Source organism: Pyrobaculum ferrireducens (genome assembly GCF_000234805.1).
Taxonomy (GTDB): Archaea; Thermoproteota; Thermoprotei; order Thermoproteales; family Thermoproteaceae; genus Pyrobaculum; species Pyrobaculum ferrireducens.
Genome location: NC_016645.1, coordinates 2133541 through 2147163, shown reverse-complemented (window position 1 = coordinate 2147163; position 13623 = coordinate 2133541). Strand labels below are relative to the sequence as shown.

Genomic DNA, 13623 nt, shown 5'->3' with positions numbered 1-13623 from the left:
ACGCACCAAAAACCACTATAAAAGCATTTCAATATTTATTACCAGCCCTTAGTTTCTCAGGTGGATATTGAAAAGCTACGCCTCTTCCCGTGGAGGGAGTTTTCTGTAGTTTTCTCTGTGCTGTTCGGCTCGAGGGCGTGGGGGAGAGCTGTGAAGAGTGATTGGGATATCGGGGTCTGGCTAGAGGACGTGGATAGGGACGTGGATCTTTTGTACGCCTTGGCTAGATTTCTCGGGGTCAGGGAGGAGGACGTGGATCTGGTGGTTCTAAACGGCTACGAGAGCCTCCCGTGCTCGCTTATAATAGACGTGCTGGGTCGGGGCAGAGTTCTCTATTTCAGAAATCTCGACGAGTTTCTAGAAATTAGATCTAGGTTGCTGTATCCCTGTTTCGACTTTATGATCGACTCGGAAAAGCTTGAGCTTTTAGAGACACAGATAAAGGCCGTGATGAGGAAATGGGCGCAGTAGAGAGGATACTTAAGCTCCTTCTGTACTACACGTCGCTACTCGACAACGTGAAAGTTGAGGACCTCGACGATGTGTATAAGTTCTTCTCAGCTGTCTACATGCTCCAGGCGCAGGCCCAGGCGCTCATAGACATAGCCGTTAAGGCGGCGGCGGCGCTTGGCATGGAGGTGGAGGGCTATATCGACGCCGGCGTGAAGCTGAGGACCGCGGGAGTTATAGACGAGGACGAGTTTAAGAGGTACAGAGCCGTGGTGAGGTTTAGAAATATTGTGGTACACCAATACGGCGCCGTGGACGCCGCTGTGGTGAAGAGAATTGTAAGGGATAGGGAATACAGAGAGGTGGCTAAGCTGGCTGTGAAAATAGTAGAGGAGTTACGAAGACGCGGAGCGGATCCTTAACAGACGTTCGCCGGCGGCCTCTCCGCGGGCTGTTGTCCGCGGCGCCACGCCAGCGGCGTACTGCCTCAAGAGCTGCGGCAGGACAACCCTCGTCACCCTCTCCCAGTCCTGCCGTATGGCGTCTCTAAGCCACCGGCAGTTCACCCCGCCGTACTCCGCGTAGTACATGGAGAAGGCCCTGTCGAGGAAGTCGTATATGTCGTGGCTAATGCCGGCTCTCTCCACCTCCAGGGCGAGCCTCCTCTGCCCCATCTCCTCGAGGAGCCTCAGCACCTCTGAGTGCAACATGAAGTAGATCACCTCCTTGCTCATATCTCCAAATGCACCCGTCTATATATAGTCTTCTCTCCTGGCGATGTTTCTGGGCACGCCGCCTCTGGCGTAGGTGATGAGGTTCCTAACCGCCTCTCTCACCATCTGCATCCACACCTCCTCGTTGCCGTAGCCACCGGCGACCCACGGCGTCGCGTAGACGTTGGGCAAGGCGTAGAACTCGGCGTCTTTGGCGAAGTCGCTCCTCCCCCACCAGACGTCGCTTGCAAATATGAAGCTGGGGCGCTCCTTCAGTATGCGCAGAACCCCCTCGCGATCCACCACCTCGGCGCGTCCGACGTTTACAAATACGGCGTCCTCCGCCATGAGGGCGAGGTGTTCGTACTTCACCATCCCCCTCGTGTATTTGTTCAGGGGGAGTGCGCACACCGCAGCCTTCGCGCCGCGGAGCGCCTCCTCTAGGCTGTTGGTAAAGCGCCACGGCCCCTCCTTCGGCGTTCTAGAGAAGCCCCACACCTCCGCCCCCATGGCGGCGAGGATCTTAGCCACTCTTGTGCCGATCTCCCCGAGGCCCAGCACGGCGATCTTCCTGCCGTGGATGAGGGGTATAGGCAAGTCCCGTCTGTAGTCCCCACGCCTCATCTTCTCGCTGTACTGCACCACGCGTTTATAGGGAGCGAGGAGCAGAGCCATGGCGAATTCGGCCACCGCGTCTGCGTTAGACCCCGCGTTTCCCGCAACGACGACGTGGGGCGGGATGCTCTCCCACGGGAGGTGGTCAAGCCCAGCTGTCACCACTTGTATAAACCTCAGCCTCGGCATCTTGGCCAGCTCCTCTGCGGTTATCCTGCTGACAAACGCCACCTCGACGTTGCTCAAATCGCCACCCCTCACAATTTTGTAATACCTCCCCAGCTCCTCCTCCGCCTCCCGGGGCAGTTCAAAATTGACGTACAGCTCCATGGCTGGAGAAGACCGGCTATTTTTAAACTAGGTAGCGGGTGGTGGGGATTGAGAGGAGTTTGAACACGGCCTCCGCTTCCTCCGCCACGTCCCCCGGCATGAAGACGTGGTGGTTTGCCGGCGCCTCGGCCTCTAGACGTAGATCTCTGCCGAACCTCACCGCGGCTTGGGTGCGGCACGCCTCTTGCATAAAGTTGCCGCTTTTAACCACCTCGGCCACCCCCACAGCCGCCCTGTTGAACCTAGGCGCCACAGAGACCACCGTGTACACCGCCTCTCTGAGCTCCCCGGAGAGGCCGTGGGGGTAGCCGGACTCAAAGTGGGGCATAACCCTCCAGCTCTTCACCATGTCGAGGGAGATGGTGCAGTGGGCAAACACCGCCTCTCGGCCGGAGCCGCGGACGACGTTAGCAATCCACCCGCTGTAGCCGGTGAGCCTCTTCGACATCAACATGGCGAAGCCGGAGGCCAGGTCGCCTTCGCATGCCACCAACCCGCCTCTGGAGTTGAGGAGGGCTAGTGCGAGGCAGGGGGTGAGCCTCCTCTTCATGAGGAAGGGGAAGCACTGGATCGCCACCAAGTCGGCGCCTCTGCCCGCCATCCGGAGCGCCGCGGTGATTTTCGCAATCTGCACGTCGCCGAACACCTCGACAGCCTCGCCGTCTGGAGGGGAGGAGTCTACAAGCTCCTCGAACCTGTCCAGGGGGATCACCTCCACAGACCAGCCGAACCTCTCCCGGAGGATTTTCGCCTGGGGCGTCTCGTTGCCTATCAAAACCGCCCTCGCCCCGATCAGCGCCGAAGCCGCCTCGGCCACCTTCTTAGCCCTGGCCAAGACGTCTCCACACTCCTTGTAGCTGGGGCAGTGGAAGGCCGCAACGGGCAACCCCATCGCCTCTAGCTCCGCCTTGGTGTGGAGGAGGCTTGCGAAGCTGTTGTGCTCGCCGAAGCCCACAAGCACGGCGCCCCGCGCCCCTGCCCTCGACACCAGCTCCACCGCTGAGGGTGTGGTGCCCCCAGTCGCGTGTATAATTAGGGGAAACTTCTCGCCAGAGGCGGCGGCTGGATCCCTCAGCTCCCCCACGTACTGCCTTACGTACTGCTCAACCCTTTTTGCAAACTCTTCATGAAGCGAGGAGGACAGCAGATACGCCATGGTTTAAGAAACGCCGCCTATTAAAAATTCTCTACCCCCCTCTCCCGGCCCCCTCAGGACAGAGGTTTTTCTTCTCTATGAGATATACGTCGCCGAATGTGACCCGCTTTACAATTACCTGGTAGCCCTCCTCTCTATATTTCCAAATGAGGTCAAGCGGCAAGTCGACTATTAAAATCTGCGGTTTTTTAGAAAGTTGGTAAAGCTCCCTAAGCGGGGCCTCAACTACAAAGGCGCCGATATACACCTCGGCCTCCGACTTCCCCACCTCCAAAGCCTCAGCTACGCCAAACGGCGGCGTGGCATTTGGAGGCAACGTACCGTTGTTCTCTTTTACCCACCGTAGGAATAGAATGTAGTGACCTGCAGAGGTAAGGGCCCCCCTCTCTGCCGACTTCAGCCAAGCGTTGAAATTGTCCCCATTCTTAGCGCTGAATCCCATTCCATGATATGTGCCGTTTTTGTAATACACATATAATATGATCTCTACTATATTCTCGACAATGCCTAGCTCTTTGGCAAACGAGGCAAACTCCTCCACGGTATATAACCTACACGGCACCACGTAAGCCTTGTACGTCTCGTTCCCGTACTTTTCCACCAGCTTCCTCCACCGCTCCCACGACTTCTGTCTAGCTTCTACATAAGCCATCATTTTGTCAAAATCTCTATCTCTCTGATGAGCACTGGGGCCGTGTTTTATGAGGACGTACGAATTGGCAATAACAATTTCGTGTTTCTCTCCCAACTCGTCAGTTACCTTACCCTCCTTCACACTAGGCCTGCCGGCGTAGATGGCGACCACGGCAATGGCGAGGGTCAGGGCAACGGCTAGTAATATCTTCGCCTTCATATTACCACCCACTTGAGCCAGCCCTTGTATTGTAACACGCTAGCAGACACCAATCTTCCCAGAAAGAAGTAGTGGTAGTCGTTCCACCTGCGGTTTCCACTTCTGGCTCAATACGCATGCCGTAGCTTTCCTCTCTCTTGACATTGAAATACACATGTAGATAATACCATGTATTTAACTGGATATTCTGCGGGCTTTCAGTCCCGATCTCTGCTTCTTCATTACAAAGCCGCGGAACTATGTAACATATGGGATTCCAAGGATTCCATTCTTCTATGTCTTTTCTAACTGGAGCGGGCAGGTTAGTTGATGCATTAAAGAAGTCGTAGACGTCTTTGTCTGTCCCGTCACTACAGCTCACAGTTCTATAGTAATCAAATGAAAACCAGTACCCGCTTTGGAAATATTTTGACTTACTACTCCATTGATAGTGTGAATATATAACGTCTTTTTTCCCGGTCGAGTCTGTATAACTGCTCTTGTACAGGATGTAGGAAGACGGATAGAAATCCTCGGTATCGCATGCGCCAGCCGCGCACAACATCTTAACACTAAATGTGAGCGACATCACTACTGCAAGAAGTGCTACACTTATCACGATTTCGGTTTTGAGGATTTTGGGGTGTAGCATAGTGAACAACACATAACCTTTTATTTAGTTTGCTTTAGACAATTTATATATATAATCTAGCTAGTGTCGAAAATGATGTGTAGAACAAATTGGTACTGCAATTTTTCGGGGCATAAGCATGCTGTTAAGGCGATATGTATAGGTTCTTGCGGTTATTCCGTAACGGGTTGGTGTTGTAATGAAGTAGAGAAGCCGTGAAGTACATTGGTGTAAGGCCCTAGGCATAAGGTAGACGTGTTCTGTATCTCATAGCAGACTTAGCCACCGGTTGGCATCGGCGGGGCTGGGGGGCCGATTAGCCAGGTGGCCATTAGGTGCCTCGTGGAGTGGGGTGAATTTTCTACGTACCGCCGCGACAGTTGTGTAAGGCTTGAATGTATATATGCCTAGGGGGTGTGGGGTTTGTGGGCGCGTTTGCTGCGCTTGTCTTGAAAGACTTGGGGGAGGTGCTGTCGTCGCGGTACTTCCTCGCCTCTCTTGTCGGCGGCTTCGCCGTGCTTATCGCCATGGGGTATGCGATGGGGGCTGTGGTTAAGACGGCGCAGGCCACTACGCAGAAACTCGCCGTTGTGGTCAACGGCACGACCCCCCTCGGCGAGAGGTATGCAGAAATACTACGCGCCATGGGCGGCGAAATATACCACAGCTTCTCACCTGATCTGCTGGATAGGTACGGCTACGTCGTGGTGATCCCCGGCAACTTCTCACTGCCGGCCCGGCTACCCGTCTATATCCGCTACCGGGGGCTCATGGCGTTGGCCCCGCCGAACGTGCTCCAAAACGCCGCGGCGAAGCTGGCCGAGGAGGTGGGCGTCCCGCCGCGCCTCATGGAGCCCAGGCTGTACGTCTACATGGGGCGCCGCGTGCTGACAGACCGCGACGTCGGGGCAGTCTTCGGCTTGTTTCTCATGTCGTGGATTTTCATGTTTATTGTGCCACTGATCATAGCCTCAACGGCGGCTGTGTCCATCGGCATGGAGAAGGAGAAGCGAACCTTCGAGCTCATACTGTCGACGCCCGTAACCCCCACGGCGCTCATCACTGCGAAGTTCCTCAGCACCTTGTTGCTGGCCATTGTACAATTCGGGGTCATGACGGCGGGGCTCTTTATCTACATGGCCAACATCGCCGCCGCTGCGGCGGCCTCGCCGCCTCCGTCTGGGGAGGCTTTTGAACTTGGCTTCGCGCCGAGTCCCCAGCTGGTAGCCGCCGTGGCTCTGTCCTCCCTGGCGCTGGCCCTAGCCCTCCTGGGCCTCGCCTTCTTAGCCGCTACCAAGACCGACGACGTGAAGACAGCCCAGAGCGTCGTGCCCCTGGTGGTCTTCCCGCTGTTGATCCCCTCGCTCGCGGCGCTGTTCGGGTCCGTGGAGGGCTGGGAGGCCTACCCCTTTGTCCACCCGCTTGTGGTGGCCTACGCCGTGTTGCAAGGCGAGTGGGAGAGGGCGTATGTATACCTCGCGCTGGACTGGGCCCTGGCGGCGGCTGTGGCGCTGGTAGTTGCCAGGGCCGTCACAGCGGAGTACCTCGTCCTGGGGAGGGCGAGGCGATGATACGGGCGGTCGGCTTGGTGAAGAGGTTTGGCCGCGTCGAGGCGCTGAGGGGGCTGTCGCTGGAGGTGGGAGAGGGCACGGTGGCGGGCCTCGTGGGGCCCAACGGCGCCGGCAAGACCACGACGCTGAGGATACTGGCGGGCCTCATCAAGCCAGACGGGGGCTTCGCCGAGGTCCTCGGCGTCCGGACGGACTCGCCCGAGTTTAGAAAGGTGAAGAGGTGGCTGGCGTATCTGCCGGAGGAGGTTCTGCCCTACGACAACCTCACCGGGAGGGCCTTTATTGAATTTATCCACGGCCTGTACGGCGTGGACAACGTAGGGGAGGCTGTGGAGATCTCCGGCCTCGGCCCCCGCGTGGAGGACAAGGTGAAGACCTACTCCAAGGGGATGAAGCGGAGGCTCGTCGTGGCGGCTCTCCTCACCGTGGGGGCAAGAGTCCTCATGCTGGACGAGCCAACCGCCGGGGTGGACGTGGTACACGCGGTGGAGATTCGAAAGCTTGTGAGGGAGAAGGCCAGGGGCGCCGCCGTGCTGTACTCAAGCCACAACATGCTGGAGGTGGAGACGCTGTGCGACGTCGTGTACTTCGTCAACAACGGCGTGGTTATAGACAGCGGGAGGCCAAGCGATCTTGCGGCGAGGTACGGCGCGGCGAATTTAGAAGAGGCCTTCGTCAAGGCGCTTCGACAAACCTCAGCGGCGGGAGGCCGAGGAGCTCCGCCTCCCTAGCCATGGCCTCCCTGCCCCCCGGCCCCACCAGGTACCGCGACCTCATGAAGTACTCCTCAACGAGCTCCTTCCTAACCCCCAGCCTCCTCGCCACCGCCTCCACGAGGGGGGCCGGGTTTTCGTAAAACGCCGCGACGGAGTTCTCCATCTCTGCCACCGCCGCCTCGGCCTCGGGGCCCCACCTCCTCGCCACCAACACGGCGAAGAACAGGGGCGATCCCACCCGGCTCCACCAGAGCTCCCCCACGTCGACGATGTGGGGCACGCCTCTGTCGGCCATCTTCAAAGCCTCGTCCCCCACAGCCAACACGCCGCCGCATTCCTCCAGCGCCCTCCACGGATCCTCCACCCTCGTGAAGCTGTAGCCAAGCAACCTCCGCAACACAAGCGCGCTGACCGTGGTATCCGACACCGCGCAGTAGCCGCCCGGACCCCTGCCCCGGAAGAGCCTAGCCGATATTATAGGCCCCACGCTGTATATAGCCAGCCGCGGCACGACCGGGAGCCCAAGCTCAGCCGCCAGGGTAATCGGCACGAACCCCATCTCGGCGACGCCGTCAGCCACGTAGCTAGCGGCCTCGATGTTCCCCGCCTCGACCACCTCTACCCTAGCCCTCCAGAACAGCGGCTCGCTGTGAACATAGCGAATCCTTACGACGCGCACACCTCCACAGAAACACCCCTATATTACTATTGAGTTGAAACACCTCAAAAAGCAATTCAACACAGAAACTAAGCCGTAAAAAGGAAAAAGAAAACAATAGAAAAAATAGCAAATAGTAAAAATAAATGTATTCTACTTTTCCTTTAGGTTCCTTGTCTTTATTTTGATATAAATTATCAATGGCACAGATAGCATCACAAACGCTAAGAAGAATATGAGCAATGTAAATGACACAAAGCGAAGTAGAGCTAAATCATTAAATAGCGCCAACCACGATAATACCACACCAATCACCCACAGGGCACCGATAGCAAAGATAGATTCAATAGATCCCCTACATCTAAAAAATACTCCTCTTCTGAAATCTAGTGTGAAATATAAAACTACCGCTGTCACTCCTACCAATAATAGGCCCAATGCAGAGTAAAACGACATATTTGAGCGATATATATTACCAGAGAGAAGTCCAAGTAGAAACATAGCTAAAAAAAGGATACCCAGGGCCAGAACATTATGACACCTCACGTCTTAGCACTAAGTTGCTTCCTTATATAGTTTTCGTGTTAGATAACTATGTGTTGCCGCGCTGATAGACATATGTACCCGGCCCTTATAAGACACGGCAGTGCGGTGCTGTCCCCACTCATAGTAAACATATTCATGCTGTGGATAAAATCAGCACACGCCGCAGAGCAAGGAATAGGCCGCGTAGAGGGGAGTAACCCGGCGCATTCCCGGCAACACATGCTACTAGGTTTCCTATAGAAGCTATTCAGCAAAGCAGGTATTGCCGGTTTCTGCGCTTGACGCGGCTGAGCCGGAGAGAGGCATATCTAGTATAGCGCCCCCATGGAGGTGTTTCAAAGCCTCTAGAGACACCTCGCATGGCCTCCGACTCATTTTTCTAGTCGCCACTCTTCTTTACAGGCCCGGTCTTCTGGCGGCCGCGTCTCTTGGCTACTGCGGCCGCCGCCACCAGCGCCGCCGCCACCGCCGCCAGTGCCGCCAGGCCTGGGCCGGGGTTCGCCGCCTCGCCTAGGGGCTGGGCGCGGCTCTTCACGGCTAGGGTGACGGTTGCGTTTTCTGTGTAGATCTGCCCCGCCTCGTCCATGTATCTGAGCTGTATCACCGCCGTGTAGTTGCCCGGGGCTGTGGCGTTGAGGAGGAGCGAGGTGGCTGTGGATTGCTGTGGCTGTATCTGGCCGAGGTATGACTCTCCGATTATCGCCGCGGCGCCGGGCGCGGACACTCTAACCTCCACGTTGTAGGCTGTGGCGAAGCCTGAGTTGTGGAGCGTGACTGCGAGGGAGACTGGGCGGCCCGCCTCTGGGTTTCTCGGGGCCACGTCGATGGAGGCGATCTTCACGCGGGGTTCTCTTACTACGGCGAGCTCCACGATCTTCCTCTCCTGTCCGCCGAAGCCTTCCGGCGTGGTGTAGTAGACGTCGCAGGTGATCTCCACGGGGCCCGCCGCCGTTAGGGGGACGTCTACGGTGTAGTTCACCACGGCGTAGCCGCCCGGGACGAGCCCTACCTTCTGGAGGAGCGGTGGGGAGTATCTAGAGGTGATCACCACGTAGGCTTCTATCCTGCTGGCTCTGCCTATGTAGTAGATGCGTATAGGTACCACGTCGCCCCTCCCCGCGGCCACCGCAGATTTGGAGGGAAGTATGAGGAAAGCCTCGCCGCCCACCACCGGGAGCTCCACCACGTGCTCCTCGCTCCACCTCTGCGACGACACGACTACCCTAAGCCTCACCGACTGCCCCTGTGGGATGAGCCTAGCCACCGCCCTGGCCTCGTTTACCCCGCTGACGGTGAGGGGGGTGGGGCCTGCGGAGGCGGCTCCCTCGGGGTATATCGAGGCGTTGAAGGCGCCGGGGGCGGTGATGGACAGCGTTACGTTGTTAACCACGCCTCTCACCAAGACGCCGGGCGCCGCGGAGACTCTCGCCATCGCCGCCGCTGGAGTCGTGGCGAGGGTGAGCACCGCCTCTTCACGCCTCAGCACCCCGCCAATTGTGTAGTACACCTCGGCCCTCAGCTGCACCGTCTGGGAGGTGGGCACCACGTCTACCACCCCCCTCCCGAGCCCGCCCCTCACCTCTATGACGTATATGCTTCTGCTGGCGGAACCCCCCGCGACGGTTAGATAGGCCACGCCGTCCGCGCCGCTGGGCACCGCCACAGTGACGTTTACGTAGTTAAGCGTCCCCGGCGCGAGGGCCGGCCGATCGGCTTGGAGCTGGACGGCGGGCGGGGGAGCCACAGGTATTTGGAGGTGGATTTCTCTTGTGTAGAACCTCCCCGCGGCGTCGGCGGCGTTGACCGCCACCTTCACCGTGGGCGTGTAGCTCTCGGCGACGAGTCTCAGAGGAATTATGTTGACTCCCGGCCTCAGCGCCACGGCCGATCCAGGCCACAGAACCCTCGCCCCGGAGCCCTCTAACCTGGCCTCCCCTCCGAGAGCGCCCCTCAGGACAACGGTGAGGTTCACGGCGGCGGGCAGTCCGTAGACGGCTGTGCCGCTGATCCACGCCTCTGCCTCGGGAACAGCGGGCACGTATATGTCGACGTGCTCTATATGCTCCCCGCCCTGGCCCAGCCCGGGCTCTGTAAACCTCCACCGCCAGACAAGAGCGGCTGGACAGGTGGCGTTTAGCCACTCTACGGCCACTACGAGACGCGCCGTGGCGGCGCCGGGCCCCGCCTCCAGCGCCCGGTGCGCCTCCAGAGGCCTCACCCAGCCACACCTGGGGATCAGCGCAACAGATAGATCTACAAGCTTTGTCTTTGTGTAGAACCCCACCTCAACGACCCCGGGCCCCCCGGGTTGCTGCGGGGGCTCGGCCCATTTGTAATAGAAATAGACGACGGCGGTGTCCGAGGCGCCTGCTACCGCCTGACCCGCGGCGAGGTGCACGAGCAGTAGTAGTAGGCTAACGCAGATACCTGTCCGCGAGTTCATACACGCCGTAAAACACCGCCCAGTAAAGAGCGTTTACAGCTGTAAATAGAACTAGGCCAGTGGCTGGATCCATACCGACCACCTCGACTTTTCCAATGCCTAAGAGGAGCGGCAGTATAAACAGTGATGTGGTTATGGCGAATCCCACTGCGGCTATTAACAAGCCTCCCTTCCTCCCCAGCGCTAGGTCTAGTATAACCCCCAGCAGTATATAGAGGAACCCTCCGCCTACCGACTCTAGTTTAAATCCACCTATTACAACGTTTACTGCAAATACCGCAAGCCCCGCAATTAAGCCTTTTAACACATAAGGCGGAAAATGTGGCTTTATAAACTTAGCGGAAAAGTATTACAAAAAAATGGTGAATCTTTAAAAAACAGATAGTCATGGTTTCATGAACGCGTTAAAAAAGATAAGAAGACTAGAAACCGCCGCAAAGCTTGCACCCGCACTAATGCTAGGAGCGACGCTACTGGCCGGCCAAGCGCTGGCTGGAAACGTACAGCCAAATTTCGTATGCATTGAGGGAGTTGGCTGTGGATGGATTTGCTTCCAAATAGGTCCAGTTCTTATCTGCCTCTAAGACTCTGTTTCAAAGACTAGGTGTTTTTTTTCTTTTTGAAAACTTGGCTATGCATTAGATTTCTTTAAAAGATTTGGTTTTCATTTCTTTGTGTTGTCGCTCTATCAAATATATTTGAGGGAGAGAAGGGGGTCAGTTGCGGCATTGTATGTTTTGTCTCTGCTTGGGTTTCTGGCGTCTGTGGCTGTGGTGGCGTTTTGGTCTGTTGGGGGGAGGCTGGGGGAGGATTTGAGAGCCCAGCTGGGCGCCGGTACTGTGGTGGTGGCGGGCGGCGACTTTACGGAGGGCGACTTGGCCAGGGCTTTGTCTCTCGGCTGTTTTTCAGAGGGGTATGGCGTTTCTTTCCTCCAGGGGGTTTTGGTGCTCCCCAACGGCACTAGGCGCGGCGTCGTGGTGGGGGCCGTGCCAAGCGGCGTGATGGGCGCATCGGGCGCGGCGGCTACGGCCTTTAGCCTAGTGGCTGAAAGGGGGGACGTCGTTATGCTGGAGGTAGAGGGGCGCCTCGTTAGGCTTTTTGTAAACTCGACATTTACGCGTATGTTCTCCCTCATGGGTTTCTCTGCCGACGTCTATGTGGATAGGTCTGTGCTGGGCGTGGGGAGGTACGGCGCCTTGGTCCTCCGTAAAGCTGGGGGAGGCAACTGTCTAGAGGGGCTTAGGGCGCTGTTCCCCAAGGCCGCTGTGATGGACTCGGACTTTGTTATCTCTGCGCTGTGGGGGCAGTTGCTGGTGTATCTGGCGGCCGCAGGCCTCGTGGCGGTGAGTGTGGTGACCGCGGTCGCGGCGTTAATATACACCTTATCCACCACCCTCTACTTCCTCCACTTCAAGGAGTTCGCCGTGTTGAGAGTGCTGGGCTTGAAGAAGCGGGGCCTTCTGGGACTTGTCTCGCTACTCTTCTTCACCCCCGTCGCCGCCGGCGTCTTGACGGGCGTCCCCATTGCCCTGGCCGCCGCGGCTAGCTCCGGCTTGGACCCCGCTCTGAGCGTCGGCATTCCCGCGGCGGTGCTCCTGGCCTCTTCTACCCTGGCGTCTCTGCCCGCGCTGAGGCGCCTCTACGCATTGTCGCCAGCGGCGGCTCTCCGCTACGAGTAGGGGTTCCAGCCCTCCAGCGCCCAGCGCCAGAAGGGCTTCACCTCCACCTTGCCCAGCTTGGCCTCTTGGTGGAGGGTCACCACTGTGGCTTTTCTCGCGCCTAGGCGCCTCGCGGCGCGGGCCAGCGCCTCCACCTCCCTCTCCATGTTCTCCTCGTGTAGCTCCGCGGCTACCTGCACGGCCTCCGCAGGCTGTCCCCCCACTGTTACGAGGAAGTCGACCTCCCACTTCTCCCCCGCGGCGTAGTATATCTCGGCGGGGGGCGAGGAGCTTAGGGCTCTGCGGAGTAGTTCGAGAAACACAGCGTTTTCCAAGTCGCGGCTCGGGTCTTTACGGCCCAGCAGTCCGTAGCCTGTGTCTACTAGGTAGATCTTGCGCGGCGCGGCCTCCGCCTCTCTAGTTGACTTTGCAAATCTCTTGACTTGGAATAGGAAGAAGGCTTCCTCCAGATACTTGACGTAGTTTATTACAGTCCTCTTGGTGACCCCCCTCTGCTTGAGCAGGCGGTGTAGCGAACTGTAGGTCAGGTACCTCCCGTAGTTATTCAAGACGTAGGCAACCACCGCGTCGAGGGCGGCTCTGTTCCTCACGCCGTGTCGATCGGCCACGTCCCTCACGACGACTGTAAGGAGGTATTCCTTCAACAGCCTGTAGGGATCTCCGCCTAGGGCCACCTCGGGGAAGCCCCCGAACTTGAGGTACTCCTCCTGCAACTTGGCGACGGCGTGTCTCTCAGGCCTCCACACGAGGTCGGGCCTCGGGTCGATGCCCTTGAAGTGGAGGTACTCCCTGAAGCTGAGGGGGAGGAGTAGATACGTCAACCCCCTGCCCCTCATCTCCCTAGCCACGTCGCCCGCCAGGAGCGCCGAGGTGGAGCCAGTTGCGTACACCGAGTAGCCCCTGTCTAGCAGGTACCGCACGGCCTTCTCCCACCCCTCCACCGTCTGAACCTCGTCGAGGTAAGCCGCCTTCGGCCCGCCGAGTCTCGCGTGCGCCTCGACGAGCACCTCTACGTCTCTTGGCTTAAACCCCTCGAAGAGGGGGTGCTCGAAATCTACGTAGATACCTCCGCGCCGCGACATTAGCCAGTAGAGGTAGTAGGTCTTGCCAGCCCTCCTAGGCCCCGTGATGACCACGGCCTTCCCCGGCATCTCCTCTACCTTCAACTCCCGCGGCTTCAGAGACGTGGGTATGTTGAAGTCTGCGAAGTAGCGGAGGACGTCCACAATATCCACATCCAGTAGAGAACCAGGTGTTTATAAACTCTGGTGTTTTTTAGGGAA

At 58.0% G+C, this 13623-nt stretch carries 16 protein-coding genes; 6 read left to right on the top strand and 10 right to left on the bottom strand.

The features are described 5' to 3' along the window. Positions 1-60 precede the first annotated feature (60 nt). Together P186_RS12030 and P186_RS12025 are read left to right on the top strand one after the other, a co-directional pair. On the top strand, positions 61-471 hold the full coding sequence (locus tag P186_RS12030; RefSeq protein WP_014289780.1) for a nucleotidyltransferase domain-containing protein: 411 nt from the start codon (positions 61-63) through the stop codon (positions 469-471). Continuing rightward, positions 459-872 carry a DUF86 domain-containing protein gene (locus P186_RS12025; RefSeq protein WP_014289779.1) on the top strand — a complete coding sequence of 138 codons (414 nt, stop codon included), beginning with the start codon at positions 459-461 and terminating at the stop codon, positions 870-872. Before P186_RS12030 ends, P186_RS12025 begins: the two co-directional genes overlap by 13 nt. Here P186_RS12025 and P186_RS12020 read toward each other — a convergent pair. Genes P186_RS12020 through P186_RS12000 form a run of 5 tightly spaced genes read right to left on the bottom strand, consistent with a single transcriptional unit; the run spans position 846 to position 4748 of the window. Continuing rightward, positions 846-1184, bottom strand: a complete 339-nt coding sequence (locus tag P186_RS12020; RefSeq protein ID WP_014289778.1) for a hypothetical protein — start codon at positions 1182-1184, stop codon at positions 846-848. The two genes, P186_RS12025 and P186_RS12020, sit on opposite strands and share 27 nt — an antisense overlap. A gap of 18 nt (positions 1185-1202) precedes the next feature. Then, positions 1203-2108, bottom strand: a complete 906-nt coding sequence (locus P186_RS12015; RefSeq protein WP_014289777.1) for a 2-hydroxyacid dehydrogenase — start codon at positions 2106-2108, stop codon at positions 1203-1205. A gap of 22 nt (positions 2109-2130) precedes the next feature. Further along, complete coding sequence (locus P186_RS12010; protein ID WP_014289776.1) at positions 2131-3264, bottom strand: fucose isomerase; 1134 nt, start codon at positions 3262-3264, stop codon at positions 2131-2133. 31 nt (positions 3265-3295) lie between these two features. Then, positions 3296-4117 carry a hypothetical protein gene (locus P186_RS12005; RefSeq protein WP_014289775.1) on the bottom strand — a complete coding sequence of 274 codons (822 nt, stop codon included), beginning with the start codon at positions 4115-4117 and terminating at the stop codon, positions 3296-3298. A 1-nt stretch (position 4118) separates the two neighbouring features. Further along, the gene (locus tag P186_RS12000) at positions 4119-4748 is read right to left on the bottom strand and encodes a hypothetical protein (RefSeq protein WP_014289774.1); all 630 of its coding nucleotides are present in this window, start codon (positions 4746-4748) and stop codon (positions 4119-4121) included. Between the two features lie 404 nt (positions 4749-5152). Between P186_RS12000 and P186_RS11995 the strand changes: the two genes are divergently transcribed. Next, a complete protein-coding gene (locus P186_RS11995; RefSeq protein ID WP_148683053.1) occupies positions 5153-6298 on the top strand; it encodes an ABC transporter permease in 1146 nt (381 codons plus the stop codon). After that, the gene (locus P186_RS11990) at positions 6295-7029 is read left to right on the top strand and encodes an ABC transporter ATP-binding protein (protein ID WP_014289772.1); all 735 of its coding nucleotides are present in this window, start codon (positions 6295-6297) and stop codon (positions 7027-7029) included. The genes P186_RS11995 and P186_RS11990 overlap by 4 nt, the downstream gene beginning before the upstream one ends. On the opposite strand, the gene P186_RS11985 is transcribed toward P186_RS11990, so the two are convergent. Continuing rightward, positions 6974-7693, bottom strand: coding sequence for an MqnA/MqnD/SBP family protein (locus P186_RS11985; protein WP_148683052.1), 720 nt, complete (start codon positions 7691-7693; stop codon positions 6974-6976). The two genes, P186_RS11990 and P186_RS11985, sit on opposite strands and share 56 nt — an antisense overlap. A 573-nt stretch (positions 7694-8266) precedes the next feature. Between P186_RS11985 and P186_RS11980 the strand changes: the two genes are divergently transcribed. Next, on the top strand, positions 8267-8458 hold the full coding sequence (locus P186_RS11980) for a hypothetical protein (RefSeq protein ID WP_148683051.1): 192 nt from the start codon (positions 8267-8269) through the stop codon (positions 8456-8458). A gap of 3 nt (positions 8459-8461) precedes the next feature. Here the strand turns inward: P186_RS11980 and P186_RS14600 are convergent, their stop codons facing one another. The 3 genes from P186_RS14600 to P186_RS11970 are packed head-to-tail and all read right to left on the bottom strand — an operon-like array spanning position 8462 to position 10968. After that, a complete protein-coding gene (locus tag P186_RS14600) occupies positions 8462-8593 on the bottom strand; it encodes a hypothetical protein (protein WP_257719873.1) in 132 nt (43 codons plus the stop codon). Between the two features lie 4 nt (positions 8594-8597). Next, positions 8598-10661 carry a CARDB domain-containing protein gene (locus P186_RS11975; protein WP_148683050.1) on the bottom strand — a complete coding sequence of 688 codons (2064 nt, stop codon included), beginning with the start codon at positions 10659-10661 and terminating at the stop codon, positions 8598-8600. Beyond that, complete coding sequence (locus P186_RS11970) at positions 10633-10968, bottom strand: hypothetical protein (protein WP_014289768.1); 336 nt, start codon at positions 10966-10968, stop codon at positions 10633-10635. The genes P186_RS11975 and P186_RS11970 overlap by 29 nt, the downstream gene beginning before the upstream one ends. 367 nt (positions 10969-11335) lie before the next feature. Here P186_RS11970 and P186_RS11965 point away from each other — a divergent pair, with 367 nt between their 5' ends. Next, complete coding sequence (locus P186_RS11965; RefSeq protein WP_014289767.1) at positions 11336-12340, top strand: ABC transporter permease family protein; 1005 nt, start codon at positions 11336-11338, stop codon at positions 12338-12340. Here the strand turns inward: P186_RS11965 and P186_RS11960 are convergent. Then, positions 12331-13575, bottom strand: coding sequence for an ATP-binding protein (locus tag P186_RS11960; protein WP_014289766.1), 1245 nt, complete (start codon positions 13573-13575; stop codon positions 12331-12333). The genes P186_RS11965 and P186_RS11960 overlap by 10 nt on opposite strands. Positions 13576-13623 lie beyond the last annotated feature (48 nt).